17 protein-coding genes and 1 riboswitch are annotated in these 22756 nt (G+C 38.6%); of the genes, 13 read left to right on the forward strand and 4 right to left on the reverse strand.

Annotated elements, in window-relative coordinates:
- Positions 1-173: 173 nt before the first annotated feature.
- Positions 174-311, reverse strand: coding sequence for a hypothetical protein (locus tag LIZ98_RS08605; protein ID WP_227139425.1), 138 nt, complete (start codon positions 309-311; stop codon positions 174-176).
- 190 nt (positions 312-501) lie between these two features.
- A riboswitch (purine riboswitch) is annotated at positions 502-603 on the forward strand.
- Positions 604-895: 292 nt separating this feature from the next.
- Here LIZ98_RS08605 and LIZ98_RS08610 point away from each other — a divergent pair.
- The 6 genes from LIZ98_RS08610 to purB all read left to right on the forward strand — a co-directional run bounded on the left by LIZ98_RS08610 (position 896) and on the right by purB (position 9426).
- Positions 896-2200, forward strand: a complete 1305-nt coding sequence (locus LIZ98_RS08610; RefSeq protein ID WP_227139426.1) for an NCS2 family permease — start codon at positions 896-898, stop codon at positions 2198-2200.
- 185 nt (positions 2201-2385) lie between these two features.
- The gene (glcT, locus tag LIZ98_RS08615; protein ID WP_227139427.1) at positions 2386-3234 is read left to right on the forward strand and encodes a glucose PTS transporter transcription antiterminator GlcT; all 849 of its coding nucleotides are present in this window, start codon (positions 2386-2388) and stop codon (positions 3232-3234) included.
- A gap of 303 nt (positions 3235-3537) precedes the next feature.
- Complete coding sequence (gene ptsG / locus LIZ98_RS08620; RefSeq protein ID WP_227139440.1) at positions 3538-5601, forward strand: glucose-specific PTS transporter subunit IIBC; 2064 nt, start codon at positions 3538-3540, stop codon at positions 5599-5601.
- A gap of 270 nt (positions 5602-5871) precedes the next feature.
- Complete coding sequence (locus LIZ98_RS08625; RefSeq protein WP_034767942.1) at positions 5872-6138, forward strand: phosphocarrier protein HPr; 267 nt, start codon at positions 5872-5874, stop codon at positions 6136-6138.
- Entirely contained in the window at positions 6138-7853 is a 1716-nt protein-coding gene (gene ptsP / locus LIZ98_RS08630) for a phosphoenolpyruvate--protein phosphotransferase (RefSeq protein ID WP_227091847.1), read from the forward strand. Before LIZ98_RS08625 ends, ptsP begins: the two co-directional genes overlap by 1 nt.
- A 280-nt stretch (positions 7854-8133) precedes the next feature.
- A complete protein-coding gene (gene purB, locus LIZ98_RS08635; protein WP_034767946.1) occupies positions 8134-9426 on the forward strand; it encodes an adenylosuccinate lyase in 1293 nt (430 codons plus the stop codon).
- A gap of 61 nt (positions 9427-9487) precedes the next feature.
- Here purB and LIZ98_RS08640 read toward each other — a convergent pair whose 3' ends face one another.
- Positions 9488-9877 carry a YgaP family membrane protein gene (locus tag LIZ98_RS08640; protein ID WP_227139428.1) on the reverse strand — a complete coding sequence of 130 codons (390 nt, stop codon included), beginning with the start codon at positions 9875-9877 and terminating at the stop codon, positions 9488-9490.
- Positions 9878-10015: 138 nt separating this feature from the next.
- On the opposite strand from LIZ98_RS08640, the gene LIZ98_RS08645 reads away from it, so the two are divergent.
- The 7 genes from LIZ98_RS08645 (at position 10016) to LIZ98_RS08675 (ending at position 19714) form a co-directional block, all read left to right on the forward strand.
- The gene (locus tag LIZ98_RS08645) at positions 10016-11758 is read left to right on the forward strand and encodes an adenine deaminase C-terminal domain-containing protein (RefSeq protein ID WP_034767948.1); all 1743 of its coding nucleotides are present in this window, start codon (positions 10016-10018) and stop codon (positions 11756-11758) included.
- 46 nt (positions 11759-11804) lie between these two features.
- Positions 11805-12824, forward strand: a complete 1020-nt coding sequence (locus tag LIZ98_RS08650) for a DUF3048 domain-containing protein (protein WP_227139429.1) — start codon at positions 11805-11807, stop codon at positions 12822-12824.
- 173 nt (positions 12825-12997) lie between these two features.
- On the forward strand, positions 12998-13333 hold the full coding sequence (locus tag LIZ98_RS08655) for a YerC/YecD family TrpR-related protein (protein ID WP_034767951.1): 336 nt from the start codon (positions 12998-13000) through the stop codon (positions 13331-13333).
- A gap of 117 nt (positions 13334-13450) precedes the next feature.
- Positions 13451-14140 carry a heptaprenylglyceryl phosphate synthase gene (pcrB, locus tag LIZ98_RS08660; protein ID WP_041846695.1) on the forward strand — a complete coding sequence of 230 codons (690 nt, stop codon included), beginning with the start codon at positions 13451-13453 and terminating at the stop codon, positions 14138-14140.
- 71 nt (positions 14141-14211) lie between these two features.
- Positions 14212-16410 carry a DNA helicase PcrA gene (gene pcrA / locus LIZ98_RS08665; protein WP_108897518.1) on the forward strand — a complete coding sequence of 733 codons (2199 nt, stop codon included), beginning with the start codon at positions 14212-14214 and terminating at the stop codon, positions 16408-16410.
- Positions 16411-16532: 122 nt separating this feature from the next.
- Entirely contained in the window at positions 16533-18545 is a 2013-nt protein-coding gene (ligA, locus tag LIZ98_RS08670; RefSeq protein ID WP_227139430.1) for an NAD-dependent DNA ligase LigA, read from the forward strand.
- A gap of 26 nt (positions 18546-18571) precedes the next feature.
- Positions 18572-19714: a CamS family sex pheromone protein gene (locus LIZ98_RS08675; protein WP_034767960.1), complete on the forward strand. Its 1143-nt coding sequence runs from the start codon at positions 18572-18574 to the stop codon at positions 19712-19714.
- A 176-nt stretch (positions 19715-19890) separates the two neighbouring features.
- Here the strand turns inward: LIZ98_RS08675 and purD are convergent, their stop codons facing one another.
- Positions 19891-21165, reverse strand: coding sequence for a phosphoribosylamine--glycine ligase (purD, locus tag LIZ98_RS08680; RefSeq protein ID WP_227139431.1), 1275 nt, complete (start codon positions 21163-21165; stop codon positions 19891-19893).
- 51 nt (positions 21166-21216) lie between these two features.
- Positions 21217-22755, reverse strand: a complete 1539-nt coding sequence (gene purH, locus LIZ98_RS08685) for a bifunctional phosphoribosylaminoimidazolecarboxamide formyltransferase/IMP cyclohydrolase (RefSeq protein ID WP_227139432.1) — start codon at positions 22753-22755, stop codon at positions 21217-21219.
- Between the last annotated feature and the right edge of the window lies 1 nt (position 22756).

Genomic DNA, 22756 nt, shown 5'->3' on the forward strand with positions numbered 1-22756 from the left:
TTGAAGATTTTGGGTATTTTTAATAGTTAATTTAAATTAATGCAACACTAGTGATTTCAAATACAAAAATTATTAACAATTAATATTTGCGATTCCTTTGACTTCTTTCATTCTATATTTTTATAGGGATAAAGTAGGTTAAGTTTCGTGAAACGTCTAATTCATATCGCCATCTATTCTTGAGTTTGAAGGGCTAAATCAGTCAAAATACCGTTTGTTCTCCCACTTTTAATCGTTTGAGAAATTGTAATAATCACTGCAGGACCCGGGACTAAAAATAAAAGAAACACAACGACTATAAATGAAAACATGTTGTCACTCCACCTTTCTTCTATAAAAAATCATAACATTTTTATTATATTATCATATTTAAATGGGAGAACCACAGGCCTATCATGAATTTTGGTGGAACCAGTATAACACGAACAAAAATATAATTATATTAATAAATATTCGTATTTTACGTTGACAGTTTCATTGAATACTGATAATATAAATTTGTAAAAACTAATAACAAATACTCGTATAATTTCGGGAATATGGCCCGAGAGTTTCTACCGAGCTACCACAAATAGCTTGACTACGAGGTATGAATCATGGATTGGAGAATACGAATAAAACATTCATGTTCTAAAAGCATATCACTGTGAATGGAAAAGATTCACATCATGTGAGCATGAATGAATCACGCACATCCGTATCGAAAAATTCTTCTAATAGTATTTTTGTCTCAACATGCTATGAAACTATTTTTTATGAAACGAACCGGTGTGGATTTATCGTATTACGATGATTTCTTACCTTTTGTCAAGCTCCGAGTATCGCTAGCGAGCTTTATTTATTTGAGTTTTTGTGTGAATAATCAGAAAACTAACAAAAGAAAGGTAAGGGGAGTATGAAAAATTATTTTGAGTTTGATAAATTGGGGACAAATTTTAAGACAGAGTTTATTGCCGGCTTAACTACCTTTTTAGCGATGGCTTATATATTGTTCGTCAATCCGCATACTCTGTCGGCAACGGGAATGGACCAAGGTGCTCTTTTTACAGCAACGGCTTTAGCTGCAGCAATTGGTTCTTTCGTTATGGGAATCGTGGCAAAATATCCGGTCGCACTAGCTCCGGGTATGGGATTGAATGCATTTTTTGCTTATACGGTTGTTTTAGGCTATGGAATTCCTTGGGAAACAGCATTGTCGGGTGTTCTTGTTTCAGGTGTTGTTCTTGTTATATTAACAATGACCGGAATCCGTGAAATGATTATCAATGCCATTCCTGAAAGTTTAAAATATGCGGTTAGCGCCGGGATTGGTTTATTTATTGCTTTTGTCGGATTGATTAATGCAGGATTTGTTGTTAATAATGATGCCACACTGGTTGGGATTGGCGATTTGACATCTCCAACTGTACTGCTTGCTATTTTCGGACTTCTTATTTCTTCTATTTTACTGACTATGGGTATTAGAGCAGGTATTTTTTATGGAATGATTATTACGTCTATCGTTGGGATGATTTTCGGACTTGTTCCCCACCCGACAGGACTTAATGATATAATCGGACCGGTGCCAAGTTTAGAACCGGCATTTGGTCAAGCCCTTTTCCATTTGCAAGATATTTTTTCTTTACAAATGCTTGTAGTTATTTTAACTTTCATGTTTGTTGATTTCTTTGATACTGCAGGTACATTAATGGCTGTTGCCACGCAGGCAGGAATCATGGAAAACGGGAAATTACCCCGGGCAGGACGTGCATTGACTGCTGACTCATCCGGGACTGTTTTTGGGGCAATTTTAGGTACATCAAGTACGACCTCTTATGTTGAATCGACAGCAGGTGTGGCTGTCGGCGGAAAATCCGGATTCACTGCGGTTGTCACTGCGGTATTTTTTCTGTTAGCATTAGTATTTTCACCATTATTGGAAATTGTTACTTCTCAAGTGACTGCACCTGCTTTAATTATTGTCGGGGTATTAATGGCAACCAACTTAAAGTTTGTTGAATGGGATCAAATTGAAATTGCCATCCCTGCATTTTTTACGGTGTTAATGATGCCATTAACATACAGTATTGCAACCGGAATTGCAGTCGGGTTTATTTTCTATCCAATAACGATGCTTGTTAAAGGTCGGGTCAAAGAAATTCACCCGATTATGTATATATTAGCGGTTATTTTCATCCTTTATTTTACTTTTTTGAGTTGAAAAGAATGATAGATTGGCTCGGGATATTCGCCCGGGCCTTTTTAGTATTCAATAATTGTGTGAGCGTAGAACATTATAATTTCCAATATATAATTTTTTGTACATTGCATGAAATTGTTGACCATCGTCTATAGGGTACGTCATAATTAATAAATAAGATTCATTTTTAGAATGGAGTAATGGCTATGGCGTTGTTCATTGTCAAAAAAATATTAAACAATAATGTTTTGATTGCGGAAAATGAGGAATTTAAAGAGGTTGTCCTAATCGGGAAAGGAATTGGTTTTAATAAGAAACGAGGGGATCAACTGAGTGAAGAATTTGCTGAAAAAATCTTTGTTTTAAAAGATAAAGAGAAACAGGAGCAGTATAAAAGTTTATTACCGCAAATGGAAGCAAAAACGTTTGATGCAATCATTGATGCCTTAAACTATATAAAAAACCAAACCCACACCAGCTTGGATGAACACACACAAGTTGCCTTAACAGACCATTTAATGTTCTCTATTTACCGGACGATGAAAGGGATTTCAATCAAAAATCCGTTTTTATTTGAAACAAAATCCATTTATCCGATGGAGTTTAAAATTGCTTCGGAAGTTGTAAAAATTGTCAATGAAGCGGTGAAAATTCAATTGCCCGTGGACGAAATCGGTTTTATTACTCTTCATATTCATAGCGCCATCATGCATAAAAATGTACTGGAAATCAATAAAGATTCCCAACTGATTAGCCAATTGGTCAATGTGATTGAAGAAGCTTTCCAGGCAAAAATTGATAAACATTCAATCGATTATATCCGTCTTATTAGACATTTGCGCTTTGCCATTGACAGGGTACACGAGGGGGATGAATTGGGGGAAATTTCAAAATTAACGTACACATTGCAACATGAATACCCTTTTTGTTATAATCTCTCATGGAAGCTAATTAAAATTATGCAAAATGCTTTAAAGAAACCGGTTGGAAATGCAGAGGCTGTCTATCTTACCATGCATTTGCAAAGAATTTATAGTAAAATTTCGACTAACTAAAAAGAAGAGTCCATATTTTACGTGTTACTGATTCGATCAGGCATGAGTAAAAAGAAGATGAGATACACAAATACGTAAATAATGGTGCTTTGTGTAACTTATCTTTTTTCCCATGCCTTTAAATTTTCGTGTGTGTTCAAAGAGGAGATCAAAAGGTTTGAGGGAACGTATCCTCTAAAATGTCGGAACGTTTGCTTCAAGTACAAAAAAACAGCAGCAAGTTGACCAATAAATTTGAAAACTACTTTTCCCGGACTTTTTCACCATCCTCTTTTACATTTTTTATAGGAAGTGAACGCACCTGTGTTGAAAAAACTTTTTGGTGTTTTACAGAAAGCCGGTAAAGCACTTATGCTTCCTGTTGCACTACTGCCGGCTGCCGGGTTACTTCTGGGTATCGGTAATGCAATTGGTCAAGAGAATATGATCGATGTTCTCCCGTTCTTACAAGCTGATTGGATTCAGCTTATCGGTAGTGTAATGGAAGATGCAGGAAATATTATTTTCTCCAACCTTGCCTTATTATTTGCTGCAGGGGTTGCCATTGGTTTGGCAGGAGACGGTGTAGCGGCACTGGCAGCGATAGTTGGTTATCTGGTTATGAACCAGGTAATGGGTTCTTGGATCGGTTTAACAGCTGAGAATATCGGAACGAATCCAGGCACTGCATCTGTATTAGGGATTCCTACCTTACAAACCGGTGTATTTGGAGGTATTATTGTTGGTCTCGTTGCGGCCTATTGTTACAATAAGTACCATGATATCAACATGCCAACATTCCTCGGTTTCTTTGCCGGAAAACGCTTTGTACCAATTGTAACTGCGGCGTTTTCACTGATTGCCGGATTAATTCTATTGGTCGTATGGCCGCCGATTCAAAGTGCCCTGAATTCCGCTTCCATATGGTTAATTGATGAAGGTCCTTATATTGCAGTATTTATGTTTGGCTTTATTAAGAGATTACTTATACCATTTGGATTACATCATATCTATCACGCGCCATTCTGGTATGAATTTGGCTCTTATACGACGGCTGCCGGTGATGTTGTTCGTGGGGATATGATGATCTTCTTTGCTCAGTTACGTGATGGGGTTGAACTAACAGCCGGTCACTTCATGGCAGGGGAATTTCCGATTATGATGTTTGGCTTACCGGCTGCAGCACTTGCCATGTACCATACGGCAAAACCGGAAAAGAAAAAAATGGTGGCAGGTTTGCTTGTTAGTGCTGCACTAACTTCATTCTTAACTGGGATTACAGAACCCATTGAATTCACATTCTTGTTTCTATCACCGGTATTATTTCTTATCCACGCATTGTTAGATGGTTTCTCCTTCGTTATCATGACATGGTTGGATGTGAATATCGGTTATACATTCTCAGGTGGTGCCATTGACTTTTTCTTATTCGGTATATTACCGGGAAGAGAACCGTGGTGGCTCACGATTATCGTCGGCTTCGTATTTGCAGTTCTTTACTACTTTATTTTCCGCTTTTTTATCTTGAAATGGGATTTAAAAACACCGGGTCGTGAAGAGATTGAAACTGTCGAGGAAGAAGATCGTACAGAGGAAACAAACAAAGGAGAACTTCCATTTCAAGTTATTGAGGCAATGGGTGGACAGGAAAATATCATTCACTTGGATGCCTGTATTACTCGCTTGCGTTTTCAAGTAAAGGATATGAAAAATGTTGATAAAGAAAAGTTGAAAAAATTAGGTGCGTCCGGTTTCCTCGAGGTAGGAAATAATATTCAAGCAATTTTTGGCCCTAAATCAGACACCTTAAAGAGTCAAATGCAGAATATCTTGAACGGGAAAAAACCTCATGCTGTAAAAACGGTTAAGCAACAGGGGTATATACAACAAATGGAGGAAATACACCCGGAAGTACAAGAAAATGATATGGATACAAATGACACATTTATTGCACCAATAAAAGGTACTTTAAAACCAATCACAGAAGTACCGGATTATGTATTCTCCGCTAAATTGATGGGGGATGGTTTTGCCATCGAACCGGAAGAAGGACTTGTTGTTGCTCCGACAGACGGTACAGTTATAAATGTATTACCGACAAAACATGCCCTTTCTTTTCAAACAATAAGCGGACGTGAAATTTTCATTCACTTTGGTATAGATACATTCAACCTAAAGGGTGAAGGTTTTGAGGTATTGGTAAATGACGGTGAACAAGTGAAAGCCGGACAACCATTATTACGTGCAGATTTAGATTTCATTAAAGAACGAGTTCCTTCTATTATCACACCAATTGTTTTCACGAATTTAGATGTTGATGAAAAAGTTGTCATAGAAAAAATGGGTTCTGTCCAATTAGAAGAAAAAGGAATTATATCAATTAGGTAAACAAACGGCATCCAAGGGAAAAATGATGTTGAAAATAAACTTGTTAATTTGTTAACATAGAAAAAGATAAAGAGTAAAATAATAAGTAGTATCCAATTTTACGCGAGATTTGCATGAACAATAGTTAGGACAGGACAAGTTTTATATTGGGCGTGCAAGTTTTAGAAAATGAACTTTTCAGGTGTTCAACATATTGAATAATCTGAACTATATTACCGTTAATACCTTTTTTATCATGGAAAATCTAATTAAAATTGAGGAGTGTTTACAATGGCAGAAAAAACTTATAAAATTATTGAGGAAACTGGTATTCATGCAAGACCGGCTACATTAATCGTCCGTGAAGCAGGTAAATTTAATTCCAATATAGAACTCGAATATAACGGAAAAACAGTAAACTTAAAATCAATTATGGGAATCATGTCCCTTGGTATTGGAAAAAATGCTGTAATAAAAATTAAAGCTAACGGTACCGATGAAAATGAAGCTATGAACGCAATCGATGAATTAATGAAAAAAGAAGGGTTGGCTGAGTAATGAGTACATGGATTAAAGGAATTGCCGCCTCAAGTGGTATTGCCATCGGTAAGGCATATCGTCTTGTGGAACCGGATTTATCCTTTCAAAAAACGACCGTTGAAGACAGTGAAAAAGAAATTTCCAGATTTCGTGACAGCTTAAGAATAGCTAAATCCCAACTTGAAGCAATTCGAGATCATGCTCGGGAAGCTTTAGGTCCGGACAAGGCAGAGATTTTTGAAGCTCATTTGTTAATTTTGAATGACCCGGAAATTGTTGCACCTATTGAGGATAAAATAAAAAATGAAAAGATGAATGCCGAAGCTGCTTTACAGGAAACGACCGATATGTTTATTGGCATTTTTGAACAAATGGATAATGAATATATGCGGGAACGGGCGGCAGATATCCGTGATGTCCGTAAAAGAGTTTTAGCCGGCTTATTGAATGTAACTATTCCTAATCCAAGTATGATTTCAGAAGAAGTGATTATCGTAGCCGAAGATTTAACTCCATCTGATACCGCACAGTTAAATCGGAAGTTTGTTAAAGGGTTTACCACTGATATTGGAGGGCGGACTTCCCATTCAGCAATCATGGCCAGATCCTTAGAAATTCCTGCAGTTGTAGGAACAAAAACAGCAACAAAAGATATCCAAAATGGCGATTTCTTGATTTTGGACGGATTGTCCGGTGAAGTACATATTAACCCGACAGAAGAATTAATTGAGGAATATAAGAAAAAACAAGCAGATTATGAAGCACAATTGGCGGAGTGGGCAAAATTGGTTAATGAGCCTTCTATCTCTAAAGATGGTGTCCAAGTAGAATTAGTTGCTAATATCGGTACGCCAAAAGATGTAGAAGGTGCGCTTCACAACGGTGCAGAAGGTGTCGGCTTATTCCGGACAGAATTTTTATATATGGGCCGTGATGAGTTGCCAAGTGAAGAAGATCAATTTGCAGCTTATAAGGCCGTTTTAGAAGGCATGGAAGGCAGACCGGTCGTGGTTCGGACATTGGATATCGGCGGCGATAAAAAGTTATCCTACTTACCGCTGCCGGAAGAAATGAATCCATTTCTGGGACACCGTGCAATTCGGCTTTGCTTGGATCGGACAGATATTTTCCGGACCCAATTACGTGCTCTCCTTCGCGCAAGTGTCTATGGGAAATTAAAAGTAATGTTCCCAATGATTGCCACATTAAATGAATTCCGGGAAGCGAAAAAGTTATTCCTGGAAGAAAAAGATAATTTAGCAAAGGAAGGCATCCCAACTGCCGATCATATCGAACTCGGAATTATGGTTGAAATTCCTTCGACCGCTGTGTTAGCTGATCAGTTTGCCAAAGAGGTAGACTTTTTCAGTATTGGGACAAATGACTTGATTCAATATACAATGGCTGCAGACCGGATGAATGAACAAGTTTCCTATCTGTATCAACCGTACAATCCATCAATTTTACGTTTAGTTAAAATGGTAATTGATGCATCTCATAAAGAAGGAAAATGGACAGGCATGTGCGGTGAGATGGCCGGTGATGAAACAGCTGTTCCGTTATTATTAGGTCTTGGCCTTGATGAATTCTCAATGAGTGCGACTTCTATCTTGAAAGCTCGTTCCTTAATCCGCAAATTATCGAAAGCGGAAATGGAAAAATTGGCACAAGAGGCACTCCAAAAGAGCACAGTTGAAGAAGTAATCGAACTTGTAAAAAATGCTGTAAAATAAAATAGTTTTTCTTAACCCCACAGAATTTAGTATCTGTGGGGTTTTTAGGCCTTCTTAAATATTTGTTCTACTTGTTTATCGAGCAATCATATTACCATTTCGGTCTTGTGCTGCCAGATAAAAGTTTTTAATAAACTAAAATACGAACGTTTATAGGCGGTTTATTAATTAACGTTCGAATTTACCTTGACTTGTCTTTTTTCTATTTGTTAAGATGAAACTAGATCATGATGGAAAAATAAGAAAAAAATCAAGTTTGAAATAAAGTGGAGGGTAAAATATGATCGACCGGTACACGAGACCAGAAATGGGTGCGATTTGGACAGAGGAAAACAAGTTTCATGCCTGGCTTGAAGTAGAGATTTTAGCATGTGAGGCATGGGCGGAATTAGGAGAAATTCCGAAAGAGGATGTTCAAAAAATCCGTGAAAAAGCGACATTCTCTGTTAATCGGATTAAAGAAATTGAAGAAGAAACACGACATGATGTGGTTGCTTTTACAAGAACTGTTTCAGAAAGTCTTGGTGAGGAAAAGAAATGGGTGCACTACGGCCTTACGTCAACAGATGTCGTTGATACGGCACTATCTTATTTATTAAAACAAGCCAATACCATTTTGATAAAAGATATCGAAAACTTCATAGCGATTTTGAAACATAAGGCACAGGAACATAAGTATACTGTGATGATGGGACGGACCCACGGTGTTCACGCGGAACCGACCACTTTCGGACTGAAGTTGGCACTTTGGTATGAAGAAATGAAACGGAACCTTGAACGTTTCAAACAAGCCGCCCAAGGTGTCGAATTCGGGAAAATTTCCGGTGCAGTTGGTACATATGCAAATATTGATCCGTTTGTAGAAAAATATGTATGTGAAAAACTTGGCCTTACTCCTGCGCCAATTTCAACACAAACCTTACAGCGGGACCGCCATGCTTATTATTTGGCTACCCTTGCTCTTATTGCTACATCCATTGAAAAATTTGCCACAGAAATCCGAGGCTTACAAAAAAGTGAAGTAAGAGAGGTTGAGGAATTTTTTGCGAAAGGTCAAAAAGGTTCTTCCGCTATGCCGCATAAACGGAATCCAATCGGCTCGGAAAATATGACCGGAATGGCGAGGGTGATTCGCGGATATATGCTTACGGCTTACGAAAATGTATCCCTTTGGCATGAACGGGATATTTCTCATTCATCGGCTGAACGGATTATCTTGCCGGATGCGACGATCGCTTTAAATTATATGTTGAATCGTTTCTCCAATATTGTGAAAAACTTGACGGTTTTCCCGGAAAATATGAAACGAAACATGGACCGGACATTAGGGTTAATCTACTCGCAACGGGTGCTTCTCTCATTGATTGAAAAAGGTTGGGTCCGCGAAACCGCTTATGACACGGTTCAACCGCTGGCTATGAAAGCATGGGAACAACAAGTTCCTTTTCGCTCCTTAGTTGAAAGTAACGAAAAAATTATGGCGACCCTTTCAAAAGAAGAGTTGGCTGACTGTTTCGATTACCATTACCATTTAAAACATGTGGACACCATATTTGAACGTCTGGGGTTATAAAATTTTTAAAGAGAACTCGGGTACTCGAGTTCTCTTTAAACTGTAAAAGATGGGATTTTTGCTAACTTTGGCTATGTTCCTGTTCATGATGGTGACTGCCTTGTTGGTGCTGATTATTATTTGTTCCGTTTGATGATTGTTCTATTTGTTTCGGGACAAACATATCCATCATTTGTTTTAAGTCCGATTTATTTTGGGACTCATTTCCGTTTTTATTTGAATCGCTATCTGAACCATTCATTTGATTCATTTGATTTTGAATAACATCTGTCATCGGGCAATATTTAACAATCCCTTCCCCAACTTTCATGGCAGCAAAAAAAGCAATGAACAAATAGGAATTTCTCCAGGGTCTTTTTACAAGTTTGGCGGTTGCCCAAGAAAGCATCGTCAACCCCACAGTGATTCGAATCAATGCATTCATAATACCGATATTTTGCTTTACGTTCATTCTATTTTCCTCCGTTAACAAAATGTTAATGTTTTCTTTAATGCATGAACTGATAAATCGTGATATAATACGGTTACATTTAAATTTTTTTTGAATAGAAAAATACAAGGTAAAAACAATGAATAAAAGGTGGATAAAATGGTTGAATCAAAATATAGATGGAGAAACCGGGAACTTAGAGAACATGTAGAAGTACTTGACGGGAAAAGGTCTCCCACAAAAGTTTTCTTTAATGCAACCTATTTACATGGAATACTTAAGCAATGGATGACAGGCAATATATGGATTTATCAAGATCGAATTGTTTATGTAGGTGAACGGGAACCTGATTTTATAGATAGTAAATGCGAACAAGTTGATTGTAAACATTATTTTCTTGTTCCGGGATATATTGAGCCGCATGTTCATCCGTTTCAGTTATATAATCCCCTATCTTTTGCACAGTATGCATTAAAATTTGGAACGAGCGTTTTAATCAATGATAACTTACCGCTTATATTATTATTAAATAAAAAGAAAGCGTTTTCTTTTATAGAAGCTCTTCAAACTGTTCCGTCAACCTTATATTGGTGGGCACGGTATGACAGTCAATCAGAATTAATCGATGAAGAACGAATATTTTCCAATGCATTAGTAAAAAATTGGATCAATCATGAATTCGTTATTCAAGGCGGGGAATTAACCGGTTGGCCGAAATTATTGGCCGGAGATGATCTGACGCTTCATTGGATTCAAGAAACGAAGCGGTTAAATAAGAAAGTGGAAGGACATTTTCCCGGTGCCTCAGAAAAAACATTAGCCAAACTGAAACTGCTTGGAGCTGATTCTGACCATGAGGCTATGACCGGGGAAGAAGTGATGAGGCGGTTGCTTCAAGGTTATATGGTGACATTGCGGTACTCATCGATTCGTCCGGATTTACCGAATCTACTCGATGATCTTAACCGAATGGGGATCCAAAATTACGATCATTTTATGTTAACAACAGATGGTTCACCTCCGTCCTTTTATGAACAAGGTGTGATAGACTGTTTAATTAAAATCGCTATCGAAAAAGGAGTTCCACCAATCGACGCTTATTTAATGGCAACCTATAATCCGGCAAAATATTATCAGTTTGATCACTTACACGGGTTAATTGCTACCGGTCGCACAGCAGATATTAATTTTCTTGAAAAAATAGATCAACCAACACCTGTATCGGTATTAGCAAAGGGAGTCTGGGTGAAAAGAGATAGCAAACCGGTTGAAAATGAACAAAATATTTCCCTTGATCATTTTGGTTTTCAGCCGTTACAAATTGATTGGGATTTAACCATGACAGATTTACAGTTTTCCATGCCATTTGGTATCCAACTGGAAAATTCCGTTATTACAAAACCATATTCAATATCGATTGATGTCGATCGGGACGAAATTGACGATCCGCAAGATGAATGCTTTTTTATGACTGTTGATGAGAAAGGAACGCAAAGGATTAATACATTATTGAAAGGATTTGCGCGTATAGGTGGGTTAGCCTCTTCTTTTACTTATACGGGTGATATTCTTCTTATTGGAAAAAATAAACAAGACATGTTAATAGCGTTTAACAGAATGAAAGAAATTGGCGGTGGAATCGTTGTTGTCGAAAAGGGAGAAATCATTTATGAATTGGATTTACCTTTATCGGGCATCTCCAGTCGACTTTCTTTTGAACGTTTAATTATAAAAGAAAAAGAGTTTAAAAAAATAATGAAGGAAAAAGGATACCAATTTGATGATCCTATTTATACGCTACTCTTTTTCACATCTACGCATTTACCTTATATTCGTATGACGCCAAAAGGAGTTTATGATGTCATGCAAAAAAAAGTTTTGTTTCCTTCTATATTGCGTTAAAATAATAAAGGGATACACTAATTACAACTTAAAGGGGTTAGACCGAGTGAAAAAACGAGTAAATTGGTTACTATTCATTGTCGCATTATTTTTATTAATGAGTTGCAGCAAAAATGAAGTCCCGTCAAGTAAACAAACGGACACCAAAGATTTGGAAAAAACTGAAACGAAAGAAGAGGAAAGTAAATATACGTACCCGCTAACGGGCTTACCAACTGATAAGAAACCTGAAAACCGTGCTGTCACGGTTATGGTCAATAATCATCCGGAAGGCCGCCCGCAATCGGGGTTAACGAAAGCGGATCTTGTTTTTGAGATACTGGCTGAGGGTGGAGTTACCCGGTTCCTCGCTGTGTTTCAAAGTGAGAAACCGGAAATGATTGGTCCGGTTAGGAGTGCGAGGCCTTATTATGTAGAGGTGGCAAAAGGGTTAGATGCACTTTATGTTCATCATGGTTGGAGTGAAAAAGCGCAAAAAATGCTGGAGAGCGGCTATGTTGATTCATTAAACGGACTTTTTTATGATGGAACTTTATTTGAGCGATCATCGAAACGGAAAGCACCGCATAATTCTTATATAACTTACGACCATATTGAAGAAGGTGCAGAGGAAGAAAATTTTTCTATGGTTGGGGCACCGGAACCGTATGTATTTTTAAAAGAGGATGAAGAAGTGGGAGGAACGGAGCAGTCCTCGGCAACGATCTCCTATTCTACAAAAACATTTGAAGTCCGTTATGAATACGACCCGGCATCAAGTACGTACAAACGTTTTTCTGCCGGCGCCCAAACCGTTGACAATGAAACCGGCGATCCGGTCCTTTTAAATAATATATTCATTGTTGAAACAAATCACCGGACAATTGACAGCTACGGGTTACTGGATATTGATTTAACTTCCGGCGGCCGTGCATTTCTTTTACAAAAAGGGAAATTACAAGAGATCCAATGGGAAAATCAAGATGGGAGAATTGTCCCTTATTTGAATGGAAAAGAAGTGCCCCTTGTGCCGGGTAAAACATGGATTAATATTGTCCCTGATTTAGATAAAATGGTTCAGTTTTAGGTACTATCCCACTCTTAAAGCCTCTACCAAATTTTAAATCACAGAGGAAGGTTGGTGGGAGGCTTGCCGGAAGCGTCAGATTTGTTCTACTATCAAATTTGTGGGAAATATAGATTTCTTCCATTTTTCTATTAGCAAGGAAGAAGGTTATTTTGTAGGAGGAGGCATGATTTGTGCAGATAGATAAATTACGAGGAAAGGCGTTGGATCAATTATTCGATGCGATTTTAACATTGAAAAACAAAGAGGAATGCTATCGATTTTTCGATGATTTGTGCACCATTAATGAAATCCAATCCTTATCTCAGCGGTTAGAAGTTGCAAGACTTTTACAAGAAGGCAGTAAATACCATGAAATTGAAAAAGAAACAGGTGCTTCCACTGCAACGATATCTCGCGTCAAGCGTTGTTTAAATTACGGAAACGATGCGTATAAGATGGTTCTGGATCGCTTGGCTGATAAACAAAATAATAATGAGCGGGAAGAAGAAAAAGGGACTGGTTTGTAAGTCCCTTTTTCTATGGCACTGATTCCTTCTTGGTTTTAATAAGAAGATTTCATTATTTTTTATATAGCAAAGGAATGGTATAATGTTGGAATGGAGCGAATAATGGAGGAAAATCATATGTACGATTTACGGACTTGGAGACATGTATTTAAACTTGATCCGAATAAAGAAATTGATGATCTGTCATTAGAGAAAATTTGCGAATCAGGTACGGATTGTATTATGATCGGTGGCACGGACGGGGTAACGCTGGAAAATGTTCTTAACTTAATGGCGAGAGTTCGGCGTTATCCTGTACCATGTGCGTTGGAAATTTCCAATATTGACTCGATTTCCCCCGGATTTGATTTATACTTTATTCCAACGGTGCTAAACAGCCAAGATCCGAATTGGATTATCGGACATCATCATCAGGCTATTAAAGAATACGGGCATTTCATCGATTGGAAGGAAATGGTCGTTGAAGGCTATTGTATTTTAAATGAAAATAGTAAAGTAGCGAAATTAACCGGTGCGAAAACGGATTTGAGTTTGGATGACATTGAAGCGTATGCAGTAATGGCGGAAAAAATGTTGCGCTTACCCGTGTTTTATCTGGAGTATAGCGGAACTTACGGAGATCCGGAAGTCGTTCAATGTGTAAAAGAACAGTTGGAAGAATCGGTCCTTTTCTATGGCGGTGGAATAACAACTGCTGAACGTGCCCGGGAAATGATCACGCATGCAGATGTAATTGTGGTAGGAAATGTGATTTATGATAATTTACAGGAAGCGTTGAAAACTGTCAAAGCGGCAAAAGAATTGTAATACAAGTTGCATTCCAGTACGATTTCTTGTAAAATAAGAACAAATATTCGGATTTGAAAAGGGTGATTGTTGTGCAATATTTAAAGGATCGTCTTCTTGCAGGATTAAATAAGGAGCAGCAACAGGCGGTCAAGACCACGGAAGGTCCGCTCCTCATTATGGCCGGGGCAGGCAGTGGAAAAACAAGAGTACTAACGCACCGAATCGCTTATATTTTATTGGAAAAAGGAGTCAATCCTTATAATATATTAGCGATTACCTTCACGAATAAAGCGGCTCGGGAAATGAAAGAGCGGATTAACGGAATTCTTGGCGGTGCCGCAGATGAAATTTGGATTTCCACTTTCCACTCGATGTGTGTCCGGATTTTACGAAGAGATATTGACCGGATTGGTATTAACCGGAATTTTACCATTTTAGATACGACTGATCAGCTATCGGTCATAAAGGGAATTTTAAAAGATAAAAATATTGATTCGAAAAAATTTGACCCGCGGGGCATTTTAAGTGCCATCAGCAGTGCAAAAAACGAGTTGATTGATGCGAAACAATATGGAAAATATACAGGCAATTATTTTGAAAATATCGTAAGTGACGTCTTTGAAGAATATGAAAAACGGCTTCTCAAAAATCATTCCCTCGATTTTGATGACTTGATCATGAAAACAATTCAATTATTCAAACGGGTTCCTGAAGTTTTAGAATACTATCAAAGGAAATTTCAATACATTCATGTGGACGAATATCAAGATACGAATAAGGCGCAATATCAACTTGTGCACTTATTGGCAGCGAGATTTCAAAATCTTTGTGTGGTCGGTGATTCGGATCAGTCGATATATGGATGGAGAGGTGCCGATATCGCCAATATTCTTTCGTTTGAAAAGGACTATCCGAATGCAAAAGTGATCCTACTTGAACAAAACTATCGGTCAACGAAAAATATTTTACAAGCGGCTAATCATGTTATCTCAAATAATGTGAAAAGAAAACCGAAAAATCTTTGGACAGATAATGAAAAAGGGGAAAAAATCCAATATTATCGAGCTGACACAGAACAAGGAGAAGCATTGTTTGTCACCGGTAAAATAAAAGAACTGGTTGAAACGAAACAAAGAAAGTTTAGTGATTTTGCCATTCTATATCGGACAAATGCACAATCGCGGGCAATGGAAGAAATGTTGGTGAAGGCGAATATTCCTTATACGATTGTTGGCGGGACAAAATTCTATGACCGGAAAGAAATTAAGGATTTACTCGCTTATTTACGTCTTGTTGCAAACTTGGATGATGATATTAGTTTTGTTCGTATCATTAACGTGCCAAAGCGCGGGATTGGAGCTACTTCCCTTGATCGCATCGCGCAATATGCCCTTCAAAACGAGATGTCTATGTTTCGTGCATTAGGAGAAGTGGAACGGATCGGCTTATCGGCAAAAGCTATGAAAGCCTGCCGTGAATTTTATCAAATGCTCTCCGGATTGAATCAGATGCAAGAATATTTGTCCGTGATGGAGTTAACCGAAGAAATCATTAAACGAACAGAATATCGGGAAATGTTACAGGCTGAAAAAACATTAGAAGCAGAAAGCCGCCTCGAAAACATCGATGAATTTCTGTCAGTGACGAAAAATTTTGAGGAATCCAGTGAAGACCAAACACTGATTGCTTTTTTAACTGATTTAGCCTTAGTAGCTGATATCGATCAACTGGATAAAGAAGAAAATGTAAAAGATGCTGTCGTACTAATGACACTGCACTCAGCAAAGGGACTTGAATTTCCCGTTGTTTTCCTAATCGGTTTAGAAGAAGGAGTTTTTCCACATTCACGAAGTCTCATGGAAGAAAATGATATGGAAGAAGAAAGACGTCTCATGTATGTCGGAATTACCCGGGCAGAGGAAGAATTATATATTACAAATGCCCAAATCCGAACGCTTTACGGTCATACTAATATAAATCCCGCTTCCAGATTCATTGAAGAAATTCCCGATGAATTTATTGACAGGTTAAATGAACAGAAACGAAATGTTCATGTTCGTGATCAGCATCAGGTTCGTCCGGTATTTCGACCTGCGCAATCAACCACAGGCGGTGAAGATATTCGCTGGAGAGCGGGTGACAAGGCGATTCATAAAAAATGGGGCGTCGGTACGGTTGTTAGTGTGAAAGGCGAGGGGGATCATATGGAATTGGATATTGCCTTTCCAATACCAGTCGGCATAAAGCGACTGTTAGCCAAATTTGCCCCCATTGAAAAGCAAAAATAATGTGATTTTTTTACAAAAAATATAAAAAAATTTATGGATCATTTCAAATAAAACCCAAAAGCTCTTTCAGGAAATCGCGCTTTGCTTAATCAGTAAATTACATACAAAGGTGAGGGTTGTCTATGCGTTTAGAAGATGCCAAAAAAAGGGTAGATGAATTGCATAAGTTATTGAATCAATACGGATATGAATATTACGTATTGGATAAGCCATCTGTTCCAGACAGTGAATATGATAAACGAATGCAAGAATTAATTGCTCTGGAAACGGAATTCCCCCAATTAAAGACACCGAACTCTCCAACGCAGCGGGTAGGCGGTGAAGTGTTGGAAGGTTTTCAAAAAGTAAGACACCGAATCCCGATGCTTAGTCTTGCCAATGCTTTTAATGAGGCTGATCTTCGCGATTTTGACCGCAGAGTGAGACAAACGGTAGGCGACACCGCATATGTTTGCGAACTGAAAATTGATGGGCTAGCGGTTTCCCTTCGATATGAAAACGGTGTGTTCGTCCAAGGTTCTACCCGGGGGGATGGAACAATCGGGGAAGATATTACAGTGAATCTACGAACCGTCCGCTCGATTCCTTTACAGTTAACCGAGAAGGTAACGATTGAAGTTCGTGGGGAAGTATTTATGCCGAAAAAATCTTTTGCTAAACTGAATAAGGAGCGGGAAGAAAACGGAGAAATCTTGTTTGCCAATCCAAGGAATGCAGCTGCCGGTTCCTTGAGACAGCTGGATCCGAAAATTGCAGCTTCCAGGAATCTCGATGTGTTTCTCTATGCCATCGGTGAGAATCATTTAGAATTAATCGAAAGACATAGTGAAGGATTAAATTATTTGGACCGGCTCGGTTTAAAAACAAATCAGGAAAGAAGACTTTGTTCGACGATTGATGACGTCTTGGAATATATTAAAGAATGGCAAGAAAAGCGACCTGATTTGCCTTATGAAATTGACGGGATTGTGGTCAAAGTCGACCGTTATGACCAGCAGGAAAAGCTTGGAACGACGGTGAAAAGTCCACGCTGGGCGATTGCTTATAAATTCCCGGCAGAAGAAGTCATGACCAAATTAATTGGTATTGATCTCAGTGTCGGTCGGACCGGTGTCGTGACGCCAACAGGAATACTGGAACCGGTACGCGTTGCCGGAACAACGGTACAGCGGGCATCCTTGCATAATGAAGACTTGATTAAAGAGAAAGATATTCGAATTGGTGATTATGTTATCGTTAAAAAGGCGGGCGACATCATCCCGGAAGTCGTGCGGTCTGTTCCTGAAAAACGAACCGGTAAAGAAAATCCTTTTGCGATGCCAACTCATTGCCCTGCTTGCGGAAGTGAACTGGTCCGTTTGGAAGGGGAAGTAGCTTTGCGTTGCATAAATCCGAAATGCCCGGCACAAATTCGTGAAGGTTTGATTCATTTTGTCTCAAGAAATGCCATGAATATCGATGGCTTGGGTGAAAAAGTAATTACCCAATTGTTCCAAGAAAATTTAGTCGCAGATGTAGCTGATATTTATAAATTAACCAAAGACCAATTGATTCAACTGGAAAGAATGGGTGAAAAATCCGTTCAAAATTTATTAACTGCCATTGAAGCCTCAAAAGAAAATTCATTAGAACGGTTATTATTCGGTCTTGGCATTCGTCATGTCGGTGCAAAAGCAGCCAAAATTTTAGCACAAACATATGAACACATCGATCGGCTTATGGAGGCAAAAGAAGAAGAATTACAAGCAATTACTGATATTGGGGAAAAAATGGCAAATTCGATTGTTACTTATTTTCAGGCTCCGGAAGTAAAAGAATTAATTGATGAATTGAAATCCCTGGGTGTGAATGTCACTTATAAAGGGGAAAGACCGCAAAATATCGCGGATATAGAATCTCCTGTAGCCGGGAAAACGATCGTTTTAACAGGAAAGTTAACGAATTTGTCCAGAAATGAAGCAAAGGAAAGACTAGAACAATTAGGGGCAACTGTAACCGGAAGTGTCAGTAAAAAGACCGATATTGTTATCGCCGGGGCTGATGCCGGATCAAAATTGGAAAAAGCACAAAGTCTCGACATTGAAATATGGAGCGAAGAACAGTTCCTTGAAATATTAAACGAAAATGAACAGTAGTCTTTTTTTAAAGAGGTGTCCAAAAAATGAGGAAATACATGATTTTATCCTTCCTTCTCGTTTTTGTTTTATCCGGTTGTCTGCCAAATGTTGATGATCAGGATGAAGTAGTTAAAAAAAATAATAAAACAGAGGAGAAAGCGATTATCCCAAAATATCAAATATCTGAATCTTATTATCGGACGTTGACGCCATTCAAACCTTCCAGTGTACGCGGGATGGTTGTCAGCAATTTAAATAATCGTTTTGACAGCGATGAATTTGAAGAAGGATTATTACGAATATCTCAACGGAATTTTCCTACTGACACCTATATTTTTCAAGAAGGCCAATATATTAATAAAAAGACGATCACCGGTTGGCTGAGAAGGAAAATGACAAGTGGACAATTACAAGAAAAAGGTTTAAAGGAAAATGAAAACATCGGTCTAAATCCATTATTAGAAAATGAAGCTGACCAAGAAAAAAATCCAATTTACTTAGCTCATATTCTTGAACACGATTATTTAGTTAAGTCAGAAGGTGATACGGTAAAACTGGGCGGTGTGTCCATTGGGTTGGCATTAAACTCTGTCTATTATTACAAATTGGATGGGGCAGAGAAAAAAGTTGAGATCCCCAATAATGTCATTGAAAGCGAAGGTAAACGAATCGCTGAAGAATTGATTGGTCAGTTAAGAAAGATCAAAGGTTTAGAGTCTGTTCCGATTACAATCGGGTTATTTAAACAACAAGATAAAACATCCATTGTCCCCGGAAACTACTTTGCTTATGGAACGGCAGAAAGTGGAACATCATTGGAGTGGAATAAGGTAGAAGAGGAATATGTGCTTTTCCCTTCAACTGAAGCAACGGAAAAACATCGTGACGATGCCCAACAGTTTGATACGTTTAAAAATAATGTCGGTCAGTATTTTTCCAACTATAACGGGATTGTCGGCAGGGCACTATATATTAATAATGAATTAAATAAAATATCCATTGATGTAACCATGCAATTTTATGGAAAAACGGAAGTCATCGGTTTTTCACAATATATTGCAAGCTTAATTGTTGAGAGCTTTCCGAAATATGCAACGACGGAAGTAAATGTCAATTCAGTAACCAATCAAGAAGCATTAATTTTAAAAGAACCGGATATGGATGAGCCGTTTGTTCATATTTATTAAAATATCATTGAATAACAATTTTCGATGCTGAATAGAAGGCTCGAAAATTTCCCCAAGAATGTTCACTTTCCTGCATTCTTGGGTTTTATTATTTTGAGACATTGTCCGGACAGCTCTTTTGTTTCATGAAAAAAGGGTGCCAAAAAAGGTCGCCCTTCTTTATACACCCCGATCTCTTATTTTACAACAGAATGGTTAATGGCGCGATTGCCAATATCTTTTCGATAAAAGCAATTCTCCCAGTTCAGTTTTTCCAATTCCTTATAAACATTTGATTGAGCATCAGCTAACGTTTTTCCTCTAGCCGCTGCCAACAGGAGACGGCCTCCGTTGGCAAGCAGTTCTCCTTTATCATTTTTTACTGTACCGGCATGGAAGAGGAGGACATTTTGATCAATGGACTCACATGCAGGAAGAACAAAACCTTTTTGATAGGATTCCGGATAACCATTTGCTGCGATCACAACACCGAGTACTGCTTCATCATCCCATTCAATGATTGGTGTCTCGCCATTTAATAATTGCAAAATTACTTCCACAAGATCGGATTTCATTCGTGGCAAAACGACTTGGGTTTCCGGATCGCCAAAACGGGCATTGAATTCAATAACCTTGGGACCGGAAGCGGTATGGATTAATCCGGCATAAAGGATTCCTGTAAAACTTCTATTTTCCAAAACTAATGCTTCCGTAACCGGCTTTAAAATCGTTTCATAAGCTTGATGAATCGTGTCTTGACTGATAAAAGGGACGGGTGAATATGCGCCCATTCCGCCGGTGTTCGGTCCTTGATCCCCGTCAAAAGCCCGTTTATGGTCTTGGGCAATTTCCAAAGGGACGAGATTTGTTCCGTTGACAAAGGCCATGAACGAAAATTCTTCCCCTTCCAAAAACTCCTCAACGACGACTTTTGCAGAAGAGGAACCAAATTTATTTTGTAATAAAAATTCTTCCAGTGTGGAAACAGCTTCTTCTATTGTATTAGCAACGACAACCCCTTTTCCGGCGGCTAAACCGTCAGCTTTAATAACGATTGGCGTTCCTTTTTCCAAAACATAGTCTTTTGCTTGATCAAATTCAGTGAAAACTTCATATTCTGCAGTAGGGATTTGGTACTTTTTCATCAAAGATTTGGCAAATGATTTACTGCCTTCAATTTCCGCTGCTTCTTTGTTGGGTCCAAAAACTAAGAGTGATTCAGCGCGGAATCGATTCGCCAACCCTTCTAAAAGCGGTACTTCCGGTCCAATGATTGTTAAGCCGATATCGTTTTGTTTGGCAAACTCGACTAATTGATCTTGTTCATGTTCGTTAATCTCAATACATGTGGCACAATCACTCATCCCGGCATTTCCCGGCGCCGCGAAAACTTGTTCAACCATGGGACTTTCACTGACTTTTCGGCAAATGGCATGTTCACGACCGCCTCTGCCAATAACTAGAACATTCATTTGTCAACCTCCAAATATGGTTCAGATTCAGAATGATAAAGGAACGAAAAATTAATGTTTAAAATGACGGATACCGGTAAATACCATCGCAATTCCGTACTCATCCGCTTTTTTGATGGAGTCAGCGTCCTTCACCGATCCCCCCGGTTGAATAATCGCTGTAATTCCTGCTTGACCAGCTGCTTCTACTGTATCATCCATCGGGAAAAAGGCATCGGAAGCTAAGACGGCTCCTTGTGCTTTCTTTCCTGCCTGGTCAAGGGCAATTTTGGCAGCACCGACGCGATTCATTTGACCGGCGCCAACACCGAGCGTTGAATCTTTAGAAGTGACGACGATGGCATTCGACTTCACATGTTTAACCACTTTCCAGCCAAGTTTTAATGCTTCCCATTCTTCCTCGGTTGGTTTACGTTTTGTTGGAATTGTAATCGTAGCCTCGTCCAAACCGGCCCGGTCATAATCTTGAACAAGCAGACCGCCTTCAATGGAGGTAAGCCTGAATTCATTTTTATTTTCTTTTGTAAAAGGAACGGTTAACAGGCGAATATTCTTTTTCGTTGTTAAGATGTTTAATGCTTCTTTACTAAATGAAGGAGCAATTATGATTTCCAGGAAAATTTCATGAAGTTTCTTGGCTGTTTGTTCATCGACTTCCCGGTTTAAGGCAACAATACCGCCAAAAATGGAAACCGGATCAGCTTCAAATGCTTTTGCATAAGCGTCAAATATCGTTTTACCAATCCCGACACCGCACGGATTCATATGTTTAACGGCAACCGCAGCCGGCTCGTTAAATTCTTCAACAATGGATAAGGCACTGGCGGCATCATTAATATTATTGTAAGAAAGTTCTTTCCCGTGTAACTGTGTCGCATTGGCAATGGAAAAACTGGATCCAAGTGGTTTTTTATAAAAAGCTGCATGTTGATGAGGATTTTCCCCATATCGTAATGATTGTTGTAGTTCGTATGTAACTGTTAATTTTTCAGGGAACACTTCCCCGGTTAAATTGGTCATATATTCGGCAATCAAGGCATCGTAACCGGCTGTATGACGGAATACTTTTGCCGCAAGTCTTCTGCGTGTTGAAAATTGTGTTTCACCGTTCTTTTTTAATTCATCAAGGACAACAGTGTAATCGGTCGGATCAACAACAACCGTTACATGTTGATGGTTTTTTGCCGCTGACCGTAACATCGATGGACCGCCAATATCAATATTTTCAATTGCTTCTTCAACCGAAACATTTGGTTTGGAAATGGTCTCTTTAAATGGATATAAGTTTACGCAAACAAGGTGGATTGGTGAAATTCCATGTTCTTCAATTTGGTTAACATGTTCCGCTTCGTCCAATTTGGCCAGCAATCCGCCATGAATCGCCGGGTGTAAAGTTTTTACACGACCGTCAAGAATTTCCGGAAAGCCGGTAATGTCACTAATTCCGATTACAGGAATACCGGCTTCTATTAAAGCGTTGCTCGTTCCCCCGGTTGAAATGATTTCAAAGCCGAGTTCAACAAGTTCTTTTGCAAAATCGACGACACCGGTTTTGTCGGATACAGAGATGAGTGCACGTTTTTTTGACATA

This window comes from Caldibacillus sp. 210928-DFI.2.18, from assembly GCF_020554505.1.
GTDB lineage: Bacteria > Bacillota > Bacilli > Bacillales > Caldibacillaceae > Caldifermentibacillus > Caldifermentibacillus hisashii.

Excerpts from the sequence above, each read along its gene's own strand:
- LIZ98_RS08605 (WP_227139425.1), bottom strand. The coding sequence starts at position 311 with ATGTTTTCATTTATAGTCGTTGTGTTTCTTTTATTTTTAGTCCCGGGT.
- LIZ98_RS08610 (WP_227139426.1), top strand. The coding sequence starts at position 896 with ATGAAAAATTATTTTGAGTTTGATAAATTGGGGACAAATTTTAAGACA.
- glcT (WP_227139427.1), top strand. The coding sequence starts at position 2,386 with ATGGCGTTGTTCATTGTCAAAAAAATATTAAACAATAATGTTTTGATT.
- LIZ98_RS08625 (WP_034767942.1), top strand. The coding sequence starts at position 5,872 with ATGGCAGAAAAAACTTATAAAATTATTGAGGAAACTGGTATTCATGCA.
- ptsP (WP_227091847.1), top strand. The coding sequence starts at position 6,138 with ATGAGTACATGGATTAAAGGAATTGCCGCCTCAAGTGGTATTGCCATC.
- purB (WP_034767946.1), top strand. The coding sequence starts at position 8,134 with ATGATCGACCGGTACACGAGACCAGAAATGGGTGCGATTTGGACAGAG.
- LIZ98_RS08640 (WP_227139428.1), bottom strand. The coding sequence starts at position 9,877 with ATGAACGTAAAGCAAAATATCGGTATTATGAATGCATTGATTCGAATC.
- LIZ98_RS08645 (WP_034767948.1), top strand. The coding sequence starts at position 10,016 with ATGGTTGAATCAAAATATAGATGGAGAAACCGGGAACTTAGAGAACAT.
- pcrB (WP_041846695.1), top strand. The coding sequence starts at position 13,451 with ATGTACGATTTACGGACTTGGAGACATGTATTTAAACTTGATCCGAAT.
- ligA (WP_227139430.1), top strand. The coding sequence starts at position 16,533 with ATGCGTTTAGAAGATGCCAAAAAAAGGGTAGATGAATTGCATAAGTTA.
- LIZ98_RS08675 (WP_034767960.1), top strand. The coding sequence starts at position 18,572 with ATGAGGAAATACATGATTTTATCCTTCCTTCTCGTTTTTGTTTTATCC.
- purD (WP_227139431.1), bottom strand. The coding sequence starts at position 21,165 with ATGAATGTTCTAGTTATTGGCAGAGGCGGTCGTGAACATGCCATTTGC.
- purH (WP_227139432.1), bottom strand. The coding sequence starts at position 22,755 with ATGTCAAAAAAACGTGCACTCATCTCTGTATCCGACAAAACCGGTGTC.